Source organism: Inquilinus sp. (assembly GCF_039594555.1).
GTDB lineage: Bacteria > Pseudomonadota > Alphaproteobacteria > DSM-16000 > Inquilinaceae > Inquilinus.
Genome location: NZ_JBCNNF010000111.1, coordinates 1 through 17448, shown reverse-complemented (window position 1 = coordinate 17448; position 17448 = coordinate 1). Strand labels below are relative to the sequence as shown.

At 67.9% G+C, this 17448-nt stretch carries 16 protein-coding genes; 9 read left to right on the top strand and 7 right to left on the bottom strand.

All coding sequences use genetic code 11. The features are described from left to right. The 4 genes from ABDW35_RS14095 to ABDW35_RS14080 all read left to right on the top strand — a co-directional run. Positions 1–457: glycine betaine ABC transporter substrate-binding protein (locus ABDW35_RS14095; protein ID WP_343714504.1), on the top strand; the 457-nt coding region annotated here is incomplete at its 5' end. Between the two features lie 39 nt (positions 458–496). Beyond that, positions 497–1660 carry an ABC transporter permease gene (locus tag ABDW35_RS14090; protein WP_343714503.1) on the top strand — a complete coding sequence of 388 codons (1164 nt, stop codon included), beginning with the start codon at positions 497–499 and terminating at the stop codon, positions 1658–1660. Continuing rightward, positions 1657–2580 (top strand): ABC transporter ATP-binding protein, encoded by a 924-nt coding sequence (locus ABDW35_RS14085; RefSeq protein WP_343714502.1) that lies wholly within the window; start codon positions 1657–1659, stop codon positions 2578–2580. Before ABDW35_RS14090 ends, ABDW35_RS14085 begins: the two co-directional genes overlap by 4 nt. Continuing rightward, positions 2577–3356, top strand: coding sequence for an ABC transporter permease (locus ABDW35_RS14080; RefSeq protein ID WP_343714501.1), 780 nt, complete (start codon positions 2577–2579; stop codon positions 3354–3356). The genes ABDW35_RS14085 and ABDW35_RS14080 overlap by 4 nt, the downstream gene beginning before the upstream one ends. Before the next feature lie 17 nt (positions 3357–3373). Here ABDW35_RS14080 and soxR read toward each other — a convergent pair whose 3' ends face one another. The 4 genes from soxR to ABDW35_RS14060 form a co-directional block, all read right to left on the bottom strand. Next, positions 3374–3826 carry a redox-sensitive transcriptional activator SoxR gene (soxR, locus tag ABDW35_RS14075; protein WP_343714500.1) on the bottom strand — a complete coding sequence of 151 codons (453 nt, stop codon included), beginning with the start codon at positions 3824–3826 and terminating at the stop codon, positions 3374–3376. Between the two features lie 74 nt (positions 3827–3900). Beyond that, a complete protein-coding gene (locus ABDW35_RS14070) occupies positions 3901–5058 on the bottom strand; it encodes an MFS transporter (RefSeq protein ID WP_343714499.1) in 1158 nt (385 codons plus the stop codon). A 134-nt stretch (positions 5059–5192) separates the two neighbouring features. Further along, positions 5193–7535 carry a calcium-binding protein gene (locus ABDW35_RS14065; protein ID WP_343714498.1) on the bottom strand — a complete coding sequence of 781 codons (2343 nt, stop codon included), beginning with the start codon at positions 7533–7535 and terminating at the stop codon, positions 5193–5195. Between the two features lie 128 nt (positions 7536–7663). After that, positions 7664–9763, bottom strand: coding sequence for a calcium-binding protein (locus ABDW35_RS14060; protein WP_343714497.1), 2100 nt, complete (start codon positions 9761–9763; stop codon positions 7664–7666). Between the two features lie 219 nt (positions 9764–9982). On the opposite strand from ABDW35_RS14060, the gene ABDW35_RS14055 reads away from it, so the two are divergent. The 3 genes from ABDW35_RS14055 (at position 9983) to ABDW35_RS14045 (ending at position 13921) form a co-directional block, all read left to right on the top strand. Beyond that, complete coding sequence (locus ABDW35_RS14055; RefSeq protein WP_343714496.1) at positions 9983–10885, top strand: LysR substrate-binding domain-containing protein; 903 nt, start codon at positions 9983–9985, stop codon at positions 10883–10885. Between the two features lie 90 nt (positions 10886–10975). Next, complete coding sequence (gabT, locus tag ABDW35_RS14050; RefSeq protein ID WP_343714495.1) at positions 10976–12256, top strand: 4-aminobutyrate--2-oxoglutarate transaminase; 1281 nt, start codon at positions 10976–10978, stop codon at positions 12254–12256. Positions 12257–12463: 207 nt separating this feature from the next. Beyond that, on the top strand, positions 12464–13921 hold the full coding sequence (locus tag ABDW35_RS14045) for an NAD-dependent succinate-semialdehyde dehydrogenase (RefSeq protein WP_343714494.1): 1458 nt from the start codon (positions 12464–12466) through the stop codon (positions 13919–13921). A 29-nt stretch (positions 13922–13950) separates the two neighbouring features. Here ABDW35_RS14045 and ABDW35_RS14040 read toward each other — a convergent pair whose 3' ends face one another. Further along, entirely contained in the window at positions 13951–14574 is a 624-nt protein-coding gene (locus ABDW35_RS14040) for a helix-turn-helix domain-containing protein (protein ID WP_343714493.1), read from the bottom strand. Positions 14575–14620: 46 nt separating this feature from the next. On the opposite strand from ABDW35_RS14040, the gene ABDW35_RS14035 reads away from it, so the two are divergent. Continuing rightward, positions 14621–15313, top strand: a complete 693-nt coding sequence (locus tag ABDW35_RS14035; protein ID WP_343714492.1) for a phenylalanine--tRNA ligase beta subunit-related protein — start codon at positions 14621–14623, stop codon at positions 15311–15313. A gap of 173 nt (positions 15314–15486) precedes the next feature. On the opposite strand, the gene ABDW35_RS14030 is transcribed toward ABDW35_RS14035, so the two are convergent. Next, the gene (locus ABDW35_RS14030) at positions 15487–16254 is read right to left on the bottom strand and encodes an SDR family oxidoreductase (RefSeq protein ID WP_343714491.1); all 768 of its coding nucleotides are present in this window, start codon (positions 16252–16254) and stop codon (positions 15487–15489) included. 34 nt (positions 16255–16288) lie between these two features. Continuing rightward, entirely contained in the window at positions 16289–16621 is a 333-nt protein-coding gene (locus tag ABDW35_RS14025) for a DUF2794 domain-containing protein (protein ID WP_343714490.1), read from the bottom strand. Positions 16622–16856: 235 nt separating this feature from the next. Between ABDW35_RS14025 and ABDW35_RS14020 the strand changes: the two genes are divergently transcribed. After that, positions 16857–17448 (top strand): tetratricopeptide repeat protein (locus ABDW35_RS14020; RefSeq protein WP_343714489.1); only part of this gene is annotated, 592 nt, incomplete at its 3' end.

The following is a 17448-nucleotide window of genomic DNA, read 5'->3' as shown; positions in this document are numbered from 1 at the left end:
GAAGGACGGCGGCGACGTCAAGCTGGCGGCCTCGGCCGAGTTCGTCGAGAGCCCGGCGGCCCTGCCATCCTTCCAGTCGGTCTACGGCTTCAAGCTGAAGCAGGACCAGATCGTCACCCTGGCCGGCGGCGACACCGCCGCCACCATCCGCGCCGCGGCGGAGCAGACCTCCGGCGTCAACACGGCCATGGTCTACGGCACCGACGGCGCCATCTCCTCGGTCGGCCTGGTGGTGCTGGACGACAGCAAGGGCGCGCAGATCGTCTATGAGCCGGCGGCGACGGTCCGCGCCGACACCCTGGCCAAGTACCCGAAGATCAAGGAGGCGCTGGACCCGGTCTTCGCCTCGCTCGACCTCAAGACCCTGCAGGAGCTGAACGGCAAGATCGCCGTCGACGGCGAGGACCCGCAGGCCGTCGCGGCCGAGTACCTGAAGGCGAAGGGGTTCGTGAAGTAAGGCACGACAGGACGGGCCGGCCGATGCTCTGATGGCCGCATGACCGTCATCCGCAACCGCGTGCTGCTGGTGCTGGGGCTGGTGGCGCTGGCCGGGGTGCTGGCGCTGCCGATCCTGACCAACGCGCCGAACCGGCTGCTGTCCGGCCGGCCGATCGGCGCGCTCGACCTCGCCGGGCCCTGGGGGCCGGTGGCGATCGCCGCCGCCGCCCTGCTGCTGGCCGGGGCCTTCGTGCCGTCGCGGCGCTGGACGCTGGTGCTGCAGCTTCTAGTGGGCATCGGGATCGCCGTCGGCCTGGTTTGGCTGGCCGGGATGCAGGCCGAGCTGCTGGCCGTCGGCGCCCGCCCCTCGGCCCGCACCTCGCTCGGCGCCGGCTTCTGGGTGCTGGCCCTCACCGCCCTTCTGGCTGCCGCCGACGCCGCTCGCCGGCTGCAGCTGGGCCCGCTGGCCCGGCTGGGCACCGCCCTGCTGCTGGCCGCGCCGGTGGCGGCGCTGATCGCCGGCGGCGCGGTCGACCAGCTGTCGCTGATGAAGGAATACGTCCAGCAGCACGGCGTGTTCGGCCCACAGGTGCTGCGCCACCTGCTGCTGGTCGGGCTGGCGCTGATACCGACGCTGCTGATCGGCGTGCCGCTGGGCATCGCCGCCCACCGCTCCGCCGCCGCGCGCGGGCCGATCTTCTCGATCCTCGGCATCATCCAGACGGTGCCGTCGATCGCGCTGTTCGGCCTCTTGATCGCCCCGCTCTCCGCCCTCTCCGCCGCCCTGCCCTGGCTCGGCATCAGCGGCATCGGCATCACCCCGGCGGTGATCGCGCTGACCCTCTATTCGCTGCTGCCGATCGCCCGCAACACCGCCGCCGGGCTGGACCAGGTCGAGGCCGGGGTGATCGACGCCGCCCGCGGCATCGGCATGACCCCGCGCCAGATCTTCCGCAAGGTCGAGGTGCCGCTGGCCCTGCCGGTGTTCCTGTCCGGCCTGCGCATCACCCTGATCCAGGCCATCGGCCTGACCGCGGTGGCGGCGCTGATCGGCGCCGGCGGGCTGGGCGCCGTGATGTTCCAGGGCCTGTTCGCCAATGCCCTCGACCTGGTGCTGCTGGGCGCCCTGCCGATCATCCTGATGGCGGTGGCGGTCGACGCCGTGTTCCGCATCCTGGTCGCCGCCCTGCAAGCCCCGTCTTCGGGGAGGAGAGCCGCATGATCGAGTTCGAGCATGTCAGCAAGCAGTTCGACGGCATCAAGGCGGTCGACGACCTGACCCTAAGCATCCCGGACGGCGCCTTCTGCGCCCTGATCGGGTCCTCCGGCTCCGGCAAGTCGACCAGCCTGCGCATGATCAACCGGTTGATCCTGCACTCCTCCGGCAGCCTCCGGGTCGGCGGCGAGGACGTGACGAAGATCCCGGCCGAGGCGCTGCGTCGCCGCATGGGCTATGCCATCCAGTCGATCGGCCTGTTCCCGCACTGGACGGTGGCCCGCAACATCGCCGCGGTGCCGACCCTGCTGGGCTGGCCGCAGGCGAAGATCGACGGCCGGGTGCAGGAGCTGCTGGAGCTGCTGCAGCTCGACCCGCGCTTTGCCGCGAAGTATCCGCACCAGCTGTCCGGCGGGCAGCAGCAGCGCGTCGGCGTCGCCCGGGCGCTGGCGGCCGATCCCGAGGTGCTGCTGATGGACGAGCCGTTCGGCGCGCTGGACCCGATCACCCGCGACGCGCTGCAGGGCGAGATGGCGCGAATCCACCGCGAGACCGGCAAGACCATCGTCTTCGTCACCCACGACATGGACGAGGCGCTGCGCCTGGCCACCCAGATCGCCATTCTGGACCACGGCCGGCTGGTGCAGTTGGGCAGCCCGCGGGAGATTCTGACCGCGCCGGCCAACGACTTCGTGCGCGACTTCATCGGCCGCGACGATCTGGGGCTGAAGCTGCTGGCGACCGAGACAGCGGCCGACCGGGCCCGGCCCGGCGAGCCGGCGGACGGCGCGCCGATCCCGGCAGACGCCTCGCTGCGCACCGCCCTGTCGATCCTGGTGGCGCGCCATGCCGACAGCGCCCCGGTGGCGGCGGCCGACGGCAAGCCGCTGGGCGTGCTGCATCTCGACGACCTGGTGCGGGCGTGAGCGTCGCCCAGCCCGTCGCGGCGGCGTCCGGACGCCCGGGCTGGCGGCCCTGGCGCGACCCGCTGCTCTGGCTGGCCGTCGGCTTCGCCGCGCTGGTCTTCGGCCTGCCGCTGACCCGACCGATCTTCGCCGCCTGGTTCCCGCAGTTGGAGCGGCCCTTCTACGAGGCCGACAGCTTCCCGGCCCTGGTGGTGGCGCATGTCGCGCTGGTCGGCGCGTCGAGCCTGATCGCGGTCGTCATCGGCGTGGCCGCCGGCATCTTCGTCACCCGCCGCGCCGGGGCCGAGTTCCGCGGCTTGGTCGAGACGGTGACGGCGATCGGCCAGACCTTCCCGCCGGTGGCGGTGCTGGCGATCTCCGTCCCACTGCTCGGTTTCGGCGCCTGGCCGGCGCTGATCGCCCTGTCGCTGTACGGCCTGCTGCCGATCGTGGAAAACACCATCGCCGGGCTGGAGCAGGTGCCGCCAGCGGCGCGCGACGCGGCGGAAGGCATAGGCATGGGCCCCGTCCGGCGGCTGTGGTCGGTGGAGCTGCCGCTGGCGGCGCCAGTGATCATGGCCGGCATCCGCACCTCGATCGCGATCAACATCGGCACGGCGGCGATCGCCTCCACCGTCGGCGCCCGCACCCTGGGCACGCCGATCATCGTCGGGCTGAACGGCAACAACCTGGCCTATGTCATCCAGGGCGCGGTGGTGGTGGGCACGCTGGCGGTGCTGGCCGACCTCGCCTTCGGCCGGGTGACCGACCTGCTGCAGCGCTGGAAACGTGCTTAAGCCAACCTACGACCACCTCATCCGCGGGGCTTCTTGTCGCCGACCCAGAAGCGCGGCCCGGGTCCGGCGCGGCCGGCGCGGTCGGCCGGGTTGACCAGGCCGCAGGTCGACATCGACAGGCAGCCGCAGCCGATGCAGCCGGCGAGGCCGGATTTCAGCCGCTCCAGCTCCGCGATCCGCTCGTCGATCCGCCGGGTCCAGCCGCCGGACAGGCGCGCCCAGTCCTCGCCAGTGGGGATATGGTCGGTCGGCAGCTTGTCGAGTTCGGCCTTCACCTCCTCGAGCGACATGCCGAGCCTCTGGGCGAAGACGATGAAGGCGATCCGCCGCAGCGCCGCGCGCGGGAAGCGGCGGTGGCCGGAGCCGGCGCGCTCGGACCGGATCAGCCCCCGCTCCTCGTAATAGCGCAGCGCCGAGGCGGCGACGCCGCTGCGCCGCGCCACCTGGTTGATCGTCAGGACTCCGTCCATAGGCCTGGTCCGTCGCGGTCGATACTCAAGCTAAGTTGAGCTTCGAGCCGTCGCGGATCAAGCGGGACTGGCCCTCAGGCCATCGCCGGGGCGCGCCGGTCCAGCGCGTAGGACAGCACCGCGACGGCAAGGCCGAGCACGGCGACGGCGGCGCCGAGATAGGGGATCTGGCCATAGGGCATGCCGGCGGTGATCGCGGCGCCGCCGAGCCAGGCGCCGGCGGCGTTGCCGAGATTGAAGGCGCCCTGGTTCAGGGTGGAGGCGAGGTTCGGCGCCTCATGCGCCTGGTCGACCACCCGGGTCTGCAGAGGCGCGCCGAGGCTGAACTGGACCACGCCCCACAGCACCATGGCGGCGACGGCCGGCACCATCATCGGCGCGGCCAGTCCGAAGCCGGCGCAGGCCACGGCCAGCGCGGTGAAGCTGATCATCACCGCCGGCATCAGCCGCCAATCGGCCAGGCGGCCGCCGAACAGGTTCCCGACGGTGATGCCGACGCCGAACAGCAGCAGCGCGGTGGTGACACCCTGCGGCGTCAGGCCGGACACGGTCTCGAGGATCGGGGTGATGTAGGTGAAGACGGTGAACAGGCTGACCGAGGACAGGATGCTGAGCGCCATGGCCAGCAGCACCTGCGGCTTGCGCAGCACCGAGAATTCGGACAGGAGGTTGCCGGCCGGCGCATCGCGGTCGCGCGGCAGGATGAAGGCGATGGCCAGCGCCGCGGCGATGCCGATCGGGACGATGGCGCCGAAGGTGGCGCGCCAGCCGGCGACATGGCCCAGCGCGGTGCCGAAGGGCACGCCCAGGACGTTCGCCAGGGTGAGGCCGGAGAACATCAGCGCGACGGCGCGCGACCGCTGGTGCCGGGGCACGAGGCCGGTGGCGACGACGGCGCCGATGCCGAAGAAGGCGCCATGGCACAGCGCCGTCAGCACCCGGGCGGCCATCAGCGACCAGTAGTCCGGCGCCAGCGCGCACATCAGGTTGCCGAGGATGAACACGCCCATCAGCCCCAGCAGCGTGGTCTTGCGCGGCAGCTTCGCCGTCAGCAGCGCGACGATCGGCGCGCCGATGGTGACGCTGAGGGCGTAGCCCGAGACCAGCATGCCGGCCGCCGGAATCGAGACGCCGAGGTCCCGCGCCACGTCGGGCAGCAGGCCCATGATCACGAACTCGGTGGTGCCGATGCCGAACGCGGCAACGGCCAGGGCGAAGAGCGGCAGCGGCATGAGGGGCGGATCCGGTGACGGGACGTCGTCCCTAAGATGCGCGCTTGGCCGGAGCAAACCTCATACGAATGCTGCAACGCAGCATTCGGGAAATGCGGGGCGGGTGCGGAGAGCCTCCGCCGGTCGCGAACCGGTTACGAGAACACGAAATCCGAGGCGTGAAGCTGGGACGCGGAGGTGATGCCGGTCAACTTGATTGTGATGTCCGTCGTGCCGTTGCCATCTGTATCAATGAGCGCCTGTCCACCGGCGAACCGTGCCTCACTGTTGCCGGCGCCCGTGAAGATGGCCGCCCCAAGATAGCTGAAGGCGCCGTGGAGCAGCCCCTGGAAAGCCAACTTGTCACCCTGTGCCGAGACGAAATCCGCGATGGTGTCAGTACCGTCCAGGATGCTCGAGAACTCGAACACGTCCGCGCCTGCCCCTCCAGTCAGGGCGTCGGTTCCTCGTCCGCCGGACAAATGGTCCGCCCCTCCGTTTCCATTGAGAATGTCGTTTCCATCTCCGCCGTTGAGCCAATCAGCGGCACTAGTGCCGGAGGCCGTGTCGTTCTGTATCCCTCCGACCACGACGAAGCCTTGGCCGCTATCCGACAGCAATATGGTATTGCCTTCGTCAGAAAGACGGAAATTCGTCAATCCATGCAACGGCTCTGTCGCGAAATTTCTCTCAAGCTCAGTTATCGATAAATCAACCAAACCGCCACCGATGATGGTAACAACATCAGATCTAAGTCGATAAAGTCCATTTATATCGCTTGCATTCAAAATTGCCTCTTTGCAGTAAAGACTTATGATTTCTATACTATTTATTTCAACAACAGACAAATCCATTATATCATTGCTCAGACCACCAGAGAATATTTCGGTATTTAAATAATCAAACCCATCACCACCATCATAGATCTCTCCGCTTTTGATCTCACCTGCATCAATGTACAGAAGATCATTACCATCACCTCCATACAATTCATCCCTACCACTACCTCCATGAATCATATCATTCCCGCCCATGCCATATAGTACGTCATCGCCTCCGAACCCAGACAATCCACCTCCACGAATCTCGTTCACACCGCTGCCACCGATAATCGTGTTATTTAGAGAATTTCCACCGCCACTTACATAGTCTTCGTCAGAATCGATGGTTAAATTTTCTATGTTACTACGAAGTTCGCCACCTAAAGACGAAATTACAGTATCTATACCCTCATCAGCCAACTCAACTATCCTATCACCAAGATAAGGAGGAGAACCAATCTGAAAATCATAAACGTAATATATATCATCCCCCTTTCCGCCGATCAAAATATCGAATCCGGGACCACCAGAAAGGATGTCGTTTCCATCTTTTCCTTCAAGTGTATTCGATCCACTGTTTCCAAGGATATAGTTGCCAGCGGCATTGCCAGTCCCATTGATCGATGTCATACCGATCAACACAAGATCCTCAAGGTTGGCGCCCAGGATATAACTGATGGCCGATTGGACAGTATCCGTACCGGCACCCGCGGCCTCGACCACCAAGTCACCCGCTGAGCCAACCTCGTAAGTGTCATTGCCCGTGCCGCCCACCATTCGGTCAGAACCCGCACCACCGGTCAGATGGTCGTCGCCTGCGCCACCATTGAGCTCGTTGTTGCCGGCATTGCCGAGGATTGTGTTGGCCAGCGCATTGCCGAAGCCGTTGAGGTTGCCCGTCCCGGTCAGTGTCAGGTCTTCGACGTTGGCGCCGAGTTGCCAGTTGATCGAGGCCCGGACGAGGTCGTGGCCTTCACCCGCCGCCTCCACCACCTTGTCGCCGATGGCATCGACGTCATAGGTGTCGTTGCCGCCACGGCCTATCAGCACATCGTCTCCGGCCCCGCCGTTGAGCACGTTGTTCCCTGCGTTGCCGACGATGGTGTTGGCCAGCGCGTTGCCGGTGCCGTCTATGGCCGTCGTCCCGGTCAGGTTCAGCTCCTCGACATTCGCGCTCAGGATGTAGCTGACCGAGGCCCGAATCCGGTCGTAGCCGGCATTGGTGCCCTCGCTCACCACATCGCCGGCCGAGTCCACGTCGTAGACATCGTTGCCCGCGCCCCCAGCCATCGCGTCGTTGCCAGCGCCGCCATTGAGCACGTTGTTCCCAGCATTGCCGACAAGCGTGTTGTCCAGCGCGTTGCCGAAGCCGTTGAGGTCGGCCGTGCCTGCCAGGGTCAGGATCTCGACATTGGCCGCCAGCTGGTGGCTGACCCAGGCCAGCACCCGGTCAATGCCCTCGCCCGCCCGCTCCACCACCTGGTCGCCGGCCGCCCCGACATAATAGGTGTCGTCGCCGAGGCCGCCGACGAGGATGTCGTCGCCGAGCCCTCCGTTCAACGCATCGTTGCCGTCAAGGCCATACAGCAGGTCATTGGCGTCGAGACCATAGATCTCGTCCGCTGTGGCGCTGCCGACGATCCGGTCAGCCGCCGCCGTGCCCGTCAATACCGGCATGAAATCCTCTCCCTTTCAAATCAACGCACCGCGACCGATGCTGCTTCTGCCCGCCCCCGGGTTTTGCGCAAACTCATGGGATCCCGTCGCCACAGTCGGCTCGACGTGGCCTCCACCGATGGCAGCATTCAGGTGAACACGAAATCGGAAGCGTGGAGCTGGGATGCGGTGGTCATACCGGTCAGGTAGATGGTGATGTCCACGGCGCCGTTGCCGTCTGTGTCAACCAGCAAATTTTCGCCCGAAAATCGTGCCTCGCTGTTGCCGCTCGCGGTGAAGGCTGCGGCTCCGCGATAGCTGAAGGTGCCGTGGAGCAAATCCTCGAAGACCAGCTTGTCCTCACCTCCCGAGGCGATGAAGTCATTGACATGATCGAGCCCACTGGCGCCGGCATGATAGATGAACTGATCCGCACCGGCACCGCCGACCAGCAAATCGTCGCCGGCTCCTCCGGTCAGTCGGTCATCGCCGGCACCGCCTTGCAGCTGATCGAACCCAGCATCGCCTCTGAGATCATCATCCCCGCCATTACCATAAATCTCGCTAGATAGTGGCCCGCCCAGAACCACATCGGCCCCGGCTCCCCCTTGAACTTCGGGAAGATTGAAGCCGACCCCCGGCAGTATCAGGGTGTTGCCGTTGTCCGAGAGCCGTAGGCTCAGAACATCGAGCGTTGCATCGGACAAATCGACTGTGCCGCTTCCCTTGAGGACGATCGAATTGGCATGAATTTCCAGAAACTGGTCGAGTTGAACGGCGGTCAGAACGGCCGTATTGGAATAGACTTCCAGAACCTCAAGTCCGGTAAGGTCAGCCACCGAAAGGTCCAAGGGGCCGGCCCCCGTGAAGACCCTGAGTGTGTCGCGCCCCGCCCCACCGTCGAAGACATCGCCGGCCGTCAGGTCGAGGTGGCCATCCAGCGATTGGCCCGTCGACACGTCGGTGCCCCCGATGATCAGCATATCGTCGCCCGCGCCGCCCCGGAGGACGTCCATTCCGGCCGCCCCGCGAAGCCCGTCGGCGCCGGCACCTCCGAGCAGGGTGTCGTTTCCCTCACCGCCGTCGAGACTGCTGCCGACAGATCCGGCCGTCAGATGGTCATTTCCCAGTCTGCCGTATATCGAGGCCGCACCGTCCGGGCCGACCACACTGTCCGCGGATGCACCACCGGTAATGGAGATGCGATCGACATTGGAAGCCACGCCAGCCATATCCACCGCGTTGCCCAGATCAGAGAGATATAGGGCAGTGACGCCCAGCTTTTGGAATCCGGAAAAATCGGCGGAACCACCTCCGATCAATTGCAGAGTCGAGGCATTGATCGAGTTGAATTGTGCAACTTGACGCACTCCGATTTGAACAATCGTTACAAAAGAATTGAGCACCTCCATGTTACGAAAATCGAGGCTCGTTAGATCTATTACATTGATGCCAGGCGATAGAGAGAGCGCGTCAACACCACTGCCCCCATCATAGACCTCACCGGCGACAATCTCATATTTGAACGCGATTTCGAATGAATCGTCACCAGCACCGCCGCGCAGATAATCCTTTCCTGTTCCTCCAACGATCAAGTCGTCGCCATCACCACCGAGAATCTGGTCATCGCCCCCACCGCCATAGAGGCCGTTTGCCCCGGCATTGCCGACGATGGTGTTGCTTCCCCCGTTTCCGGCTCCATCGATGTTTGCCGTGCCGACCAAGTTCAGCTCCTCGACATTGGCGCCCAGCGTGTAGCTGACCGAGGCCCTCACTCGGTCATAGCCGGCATTCGCGCCCTCGCTCACCACGTCGCCGGCCGAGTCCACGTCGTAGACGTCGTTGCCCGCGCCCCCGGCCATCGCGTCGTTGCCGGCGCCGCCATTGAGCACGTTGTTCCCGGCATTGCCGAGGATCGTGTTGTCCAGCGCATTGCCGAAGCCGTTGATGTCGGCCGTGCCCGTCAGGGTCAGGATCTCGACATTCGCCGCAAGCTGGTGGCTGACCGAAGCGCGCACACGGTCGATGCCCTCCCCCGCCCGCTCCACCACCTGGTCGCCGGCGGAGTCCACGTCGTAGGAATCGTCGCCGAGACCGCCGACGAGGATGTCGTCGCCGAGCCCGCCGACCAGCCAGTCATTGCCGCCCGCGCCATAGAGCGTGTCATTGCCATCGAGGCCATAGATCTGGTCCGCATCGGCGCTGCCGACGATCCGGTCAGCCGCCGCCGTGCCTGAAAATACCGGCATGAAATTGTCTCCCCCACCAAGAATCCGGCGCGCCTCGGCCAGTGTCCCCCGGCCTTTTCGCGCCCCCCATCAGCTTAATCCCGGCTCCGCCCCGCTCGGCAATCCGGATTCTGTGGATTCGTGAAAAAATTCATATATCGGCGGAACGCCTGCCCGCGCCGCCGCCGTGCTAGGGTCCGCTTCGCCCGCCCGTTGCCCCCAGTCCGACCCGAGACCGCCATGGCCCGCCGCCTGCCCCCGCTCCTCGCGCTCCGCGCCTTCGAGGCCGTCGGCCGCCTCGGCAGCGTCCGCGCGGCGGGGGAGGAGCTGGCGGTCAGCCACACCGTGGTCTCGCGCCATGTCCGCAACCTGGAGCAGCGGCTGGGCGCCCGGCTGCTGCGCCCCGCCGGGCGCGGCCTGGCGCTGACGCCGGAGGGCCAGCGCTACCTGGCGCAGATCGGCCAGGCGCTGGACCTGGTCGAGCGCGCCACCGCCGAGCTGTCGGCGCCGCGCCGCCGCACCCTGGCGATCTGGTGCGCCCCCGGCGTCGCCTCGCGCCGGGTGCTGCCGCGGCTGCCGGAGCTGGAGGCCCTGCTGCCGCAGCACGAGATCACCCTGCTGCCGACCCTGGCCCGGCCCGACTTCGCCCGCGACGAGGTCGACGCCGAGATCATCTATCTGGAGACGGCCGGGCCGCGCGACGGGGTGCGGGCCGAGCTGCTGTCCAGCCCGCGAGTCTTCCCGGTGGCCAGCGCCGCCTTCCGCGCCCGCCACTCCGATGTGGTGGCGCCGGCCGACCTGCTGCGCGTGCCGCTGATCCATGAGGAATCCACCGAGCAGTGGCAGCGCTGGCTGCGCCGCGCCGGGGTGGCGGAGGTGCCGCCGCTGCGGGGTCCCCGGCTGTGGCACGCCCATCTGGCGATCGAGGCCGCCCGGCTGGGCCAGGGCGTTGCCCTGGCCAATGCCGTGCTGGCCGGGGAGGACTTGGCCGCCGGCGGGCTGGTGGAGATGGTGCCGTCCGACATCCGCCTCGGCGGCTATTACTTCCTGTCCGAGGCGGCGCGGTGGGACGAGCCCGGCCTGGCCACGTTGCGCGGCTGGCTGCGCGACCTCTTCGCGACCCCAAACGGCAATGGTGCATAGAAGGCACCAGACGCGTTCAAACTAGGTGATTGTGCAGCGGCCCTGCCGCACCGACTTTCTAGCGCAAGGCCCGAACCCAAGAGGATGCCCATGACCACCAATGCCGAGCTTCTTCAGCGCCGCAACGCCGCCGTCGTCCGCGGGGTCGGGCACACCACCCCGATCTCCGCCGCCCGCGCGCTGAACGCCGAGGTCTGGGATGTCGAGGGCAAGCGCTATGTCGACTTCGCCGGCGGCATCGCCGTGGTCAACACCGGCCACTGCCACCCGAAGGTGATCGCCGCCGTCCAGGCGCAGATGGAGAACTTCACCCACACCTGCTTCCAGGTGCTGATGTACGAGCCGTATATCGAGCTGGCCGAGAAGCTGAACGCGCTGGCCCCGATCTCCGGCCCGCTGAAGTCCGTCTTCTTCACAACCGGCGCCGAGGCGACCGAGAACGCGATCAAGATCTCGCGCGCCGCCACCGGCCGCAGCGGCATCATCGCCTTCACCGGCGCCTTCCATGGCCGCACCATCCTGGCCTCGGCCATGACCGGCAAGGTCGTGCCCTACAAGAAGGGCCTCGGGCCCACATTGCCGGATGTCTGGCACGTGCCGTTCCCGGTCGCGCATCACGGCGTCACGGTCGAGGATTCGCTGCGCCACCTGAACTTCCTGTTTAAGGCCGATGTCGACCCGTCGCGCGTCGCCGCGATCATCCTCGAGCCGGTGCAGGGCGAGGGCGGCTTCTACGAGGTGCCGACGGAGCTGATGCGCGCTTTGCGCCGGATCTGCGACGAGCACGGCATCGTGCTGATCGCCGACGAGGTGCAGACCGGCTTCGGCCGCACCGGCAAGATGTTCGCGATGGAGCATTACGACGTCGAGGCCGACCTGATCTGCGTCGCCAAGAGCCTGGCCGGCGGCTTCCCACTGTCCGGCGTGATCGGCCGGGCGCCGATCATGGACGCGGCCGACCCGGGCGGGCTGGGCGGCACCTATGCCGGCAATCCGCTGTCCTGCGCCGCGGCGCTGGCGGTGCTGGAGGTGTTCAAGGAAGAGAAGCTGCTCGACCGCTCCAACGCCATCGGCGCCCGGATCAAGGCCCGGCTGGAGACGCTGTCGCGGCGGAACGATCTGCTGCCGATCGCCGCGATCCGCGGCCTGGGCGGCATGGTCGCGTTCGAGATCGTCAAGTCGCGCGGCGCCGCCGACCCCGATGCCGACGCCACCAAGCGGGTGACCCAGAAGGCCTATGAGAACGGCCTAGTGCTGCTGTCCTGCGGCGTCAACGCCAATGTCATCCGCATCCTGGTGCCGCTGACCGCCAGCGACGCCATCGTCGACGAAGGCCTGGACGTGCTGGAGAAGGCGCTGGCGGCCGCCTGAGCCGGCCGGCACGGCCCGCCCCGTCACCCTCCCGGCCCTGACGGGCCGGGCCCCTCCCTCTCCCCGAGGAGAGGGAAACGAGCGCCGTCCCTTCATCTCTCCTTGGGGAGAGGTCGAAATCGCGCAGCGATTTCGGGTGAGGGGGCGTGCGGCCTCGCCACAAGAGCGCCGCAAGAGCATTCCGTTCCGTGACCCTGTGAGGCCCTGATGCCCACCCTGACCCTGAACGACCCGACCCTGCTCAAGAGCCAGAACCTGATCGGCGGCTCCTGGATCGGCGAGGCCGTCGACCCGGTGACCAACCCGGCGACCGGCGAGACGCTGGGGCACGTGCCGCGCTTCGGCGAGGCCGAAGCCACCGACGCGGTCGAGGCCGCCGAGGCCGCCTTCGGCCCCTGGGCGAAGAAGACCGCCAAGGAGCGCTCCGCCATCCTGCGCCGCTGGTTCGACCTGATCATCGCGAACCGCGAGGACATCGCCCTGATCATGACCAGCGAGCAGGGCAAGCCGCTGGCCGAGGCGCGCGGCGAGGTCGACTACGCGGCCTCTTTCGTCGAGTTCTATGCCGAGGAGGCCAAGCGCATCTACGGCGAGACCATCCCGAGCCACCGCGCCGATGCCCGTATCCTGGTGATGCGCCAGCCGATCGGCGTGGTCGCGGCGATCACGCCCTGGAACTTCCCGGCGGCGATGATCACCCGCAAGGTGTCGCCGGCCCTGGCCGCCGGCTGCACCGCCGTGATCAAGCCGGCGCCGGAGACGCCCCTGACCGCGCTCGCCCTGGCCGAGCTGGCGGTGCGCGCCGGAGTGCCGGCCGGCGTGCTGAACGTGATCACCGGCGACGCGCCGAAGATCGGCAAGGTGCTCACCGGCCACCCCGCCGTGAAGTTCGTCGGCTTCACCGGGTCGACCGAGGTCGGCAAGCTCCTGATGCGCCAGGCCGCCGAAACGGTGAAGAAGGTCGGTCTGGAGCTGGGCGGCAACGCGCCCTTCATCGTCTTCGACGACGCCGACATCGACGCCGCGGTCGAGGGCGCCCTGGCCTCGAAGTTCCGCAACATGGGCCAGACCTGCGTCTGCGCCAACCGGATCTATGTCCAGGACGGGGTCTATGACGATTTCATTGCCCGCTTCGCCGCCAAGGTGAAGGCGATGAAGGTCGGAAACGGCACCGAGGCCGGCGTGGTCCAGGGCCCGCTGATCACCGAAGAGGCGGTGGAGAAGACCGAGCGGCACATCGCTGACGCGGTGTCCAAGGGTGCTGTCGTCGTCACCGGCGGCAAGCGCCACGCCCTGGGCGGCACCTTCTTCGAGCCGACGGTGCTGTCCGGCGCCACCACCGAGATGGTGGTGACGCAGGAGGAGACCTTCGGCCCGCTGGCCCCGGTCTACCGCTTCCGCGACGAGGCGGATGTGGTGGCCCAGGCCAACGCCACGCCCTTCGGCCTGGCCGCCTATTTCTACGCCCGCGACCTGGGCCGCGTGTTCCGGGTGGCCGAGGCGCTGGAATACGGCATCGTCGGCGTCAATGCCGGCATCGTCGCCACCGAGGTCGCGCCCTTCGGCGGAGTCAAGGAATCCGGCCTCGGCCGCGAGGGCTCGCATCACGGCATCGAGGAGTTCGTGGAGCTGAAATACGTCCTGCTCGCTGGGATGGGCGCGTAATCCGACGCGGGAGGGCCGGCGGCCCTCCCTCAGGACCGCCGCATCGTCGCGTGCGGCTCCATGACCACCATGTTGAAGCGGACCGGCCGCGTACCCTTGCAGGCATAGGCGTGCGGCCGGTCGCTGTGCAGCAGCGCGGATGTGCCGGCCGGCACCTCATGCGGCCGCCCGTCGACCTCCAGCAGCAGCGTGCCGGCGGTGACGTGCAGCAGCTCGCGCGTGCCGGGCGGATGCGGGTCGGAGACATGCCGCTCCCGCGGTTTCAGCTCCCAGCTCCACAGCTCCAGCATGTCCGGCCCGTCGCTGCCGACCAGCAGCACCGCGGTGCCGCCCTCCGGCCCGGCCCAGAGCCGCGCCGCCTCCCCCGGCCGGACCAGCCGCACCACGTCCTGACTGCCCAGATCCACCAGCGCCGCCACCGAGACGCCCAGCGCCGCGGCGACCCGGCACAGCGTGCCGATCGAGGGGTTGGAGCGGGCGTTCTCGATCTGCACCAGCATGCCCTTGCTGACGCCGGAGAGCCGGGCCAGCGCGTCCAGCGACAGCCGCCGCGCCCGCCGCTGCTCGGCGACATGGCGCGCCACCGCCGCCGCAGTCGCGGCCTCGGGATTGTCGGGAGCCTTATCGTCCTCAATGTTGACCAGCTCGGTCATCTCGGCCTATTCAGTAAAGTGAACTATTCGGTCATTTTAAAGAACCATGACGATGCTGTCCGCCCTGCCCGTCATCGATCCTGCCGTCCAGGCGCTGCGCCCGGATTTCGTGGCCCTGAGCCTGGTGGCGCACGGCGCCCGCAACGGCCCGAGCGATGCCGAGAGTGCCGCCCGACTGGCCGAGGCCTGCGAGGCCGCCGCGATCGGTCCCGATTGGGCGACGGCACATCTGGAAGCCTGGCGGGAGGCCTATCGCAGCTTCGGGGCCAAGCCGCAGCGCACGCCCTGCTCGGCCGAGGCGCTGCGCAAGCGGGCCCTGCGCGACGGTGGGCTGCCGCCGATCAACCGGCTGGTCGACCTGTACAACGCGCTGAGCGTGCGCTGGGCGGTGCCGATCGGCGGCGAGGACTTGGCAGCCTATGAAGGACCGCCGCGGCTGGTGCGGGCCACCGGCGACGAGATCTTCGAGACCTTCGCGAATGGCGAGCCCGCGATCGAGCATCCGGAGCCGGGCGAGGTGGTGTGGCGTGACGACCGCGGCGTTACCTGCCGGCGCTGGAACTGGCGCCAGGGCCCGTGCACCCGGCTGGATCTGCCGACGACGGAAATGTGGTTCGTGATCGAACGGCTGGAGCCCATGCCGATCGCGGCGCTGGAGGCCGTCGGCCGCGAGCTGGCCGACGGCATCCGCGCGATCGCGCCGGACGCCCGGATCGAGACCACGCTGCTGGGCGCCTGAACCGGAGGGTCCAGGGCAGGTCGCGCGCATTGCGTCTCCCCTCCCCGGCGTCCCGGGGGCATCGCAGCGGCCCGGGCCGATCCCGGGACATCGACACAATGCCGGGTTTCGGCCGTCGCCGTTAGATCCAGATGGGAGTGATCGATGGTGCCAGAATCGGATGCCGAGGCTGGTCAGATCCAGCCGGCGTCCACCACATACATCTGGCTGGTGCACATCCGGGCGTCGTCCGAGGCCAGGAAGGCGACCATGCGGGCGATGTCGTCGGGCTCGACGAAGCTCTTCAGGCATTGCGACGCCATGATCCGCTCGACGTATTCGGGCGTGTACCACAGCTTGACCTGCCGCTCGGTCCGCACCGCGCCGGGCAGCACGCAGTTCACCCGAATGCCCTCGGCGCCCAGGTCGCGCGCCAGGCTGCGGGTCAGGCCCTCGATTGCCGCCTTGGCCGTGGTGTAGGCCGGCATGCCGCCCATCCCCGCGCGCCAGGAGATCGAGCCGAAATTGATCACCGAACCGCCGCCGGCGTCGCGCATGCCCTGCCGCACCGCCTGCACCATGAAGAACTGGTGCTTGAGGTTCACCGCCAGCCGGTCGTCCCAGTACTCCGGCGTCACCTCGTCGATGCTGTGGCGCTGGTCGTGGCCGGCGTTGTTCACCAGCACCCGGATCGGGCCGACCGCCGCCTCCGCCGCCCGCACCATCGCCCGCAGCGCGTCGATGTCGCGCAGGTCGCAGGGCAGGAAGGCCGGCGCGGACAGCCCCTCGCCCACCAGCCTTTCGACCAGCACCCGCGAGGACTCAGCGTCGATGTCGCAGAACGCCACCCGGCTGTTCTGGCGCGCGAAATGCTCGACCAGGGCGGCGCCGATGCCGGAGCCGCCGCCGGTGATCAGCACGGCACGGTCCTGCAGGCTGGGATAGAGGGCGAAGTCGGTCATGAAGCTGCCTGGATCGGGGTAAGGGGATTCGGGGTCAGTCGCGGACCAGCGTCAGCTTGCGCTCGAACAGCTCCAGCACCTCGGCCAGGACGCGGCTGCGGCGCAGCCGGTGCTTGCCCTCATAGACGCTGTATTCCGTTCCCTGCGCGCCCACCGTCTTGGCGATGCCGTAGAGCGGCCGGTCATGGCTGTGCCGGAACACGCTGAACACGGCGATGCCGACACTGTGGTCGATGGCATAGTCGCGCCATTCGCCGGCGGCGACGCGGTCGAAATAGAGGCCGAGCAGCTGGCCGAGCTCGCCGCGGTTGAAATAGACGCGCCCGCGGCCGCGCCGAATCTGGGAGAGATCGAGAACCTGCGACATGCGCCGGACGGAATGCCTCGATGCCGTTGAGTCGGTCGGTGCAAGTGTTGGACAAATCCGGCCGCGCGTCCAGACGGCGCGCGCCGGGGTCGCAGCGATGTCCGGATCGCCCCGGCGGCGCACATCGCCTTATCGCTGCCACACCCTTGGATTGTCTTCCCGGAACCAATCGTCTAGGTAAGGCGGCTCGGCCGCGCTGCCCTGGCCGAGGCGGCGCCCTGTTCGGAACCTGGTGATGACCGATATCTTCCGCGAAGTCGACGAAGCCCTGCGCGAGGATCGCGTCAAGGCGATCTGGAATAGCTACGGCAAGCTGATCATCGCCGGCGCGGTCGCCATCGTCGTCGGCACCGCCGCCTTCGTCGGCTGGCGCAGCTACAGCCAGAGTCAGGCACAGTCGCAGACCCGGGCGCTGGTCGACGCCCAGCAGCAGGCCGCCGCCGACCCGAAGAATGCCGCCTCGGTCTACGCCGCCGTCGCCGCCGACAGCAGCGCCGACCGCGCCGCCCTGGCGCGTCTGCTGGAGGCCCGCGCCAATCTCGACGCCGGCAAGCGCGATGAGGCCGGCAAGATCTACCAGCAGATCGCCGGCGACAGCGGCGTCAACTCGGTGGTGCGCGACCTCGCCCGCCTCTATGCGGTGATGGCCCGGCTCGACGACGGCGACCCCGCGGCGCTGAGCGGCGAGCTGGCGCCGCTGGCCGCCGACGGCGCCCCCTGGCGGGCCGAGGCGCGCGAGCTGCAGGGTCTGCTGGCCCTGCGCCAGAAGGATGCGGCCAAGGCCCGCGAGATCTTCGAGGCGCTGTCGAAGGACCCGGCCTCGTCCC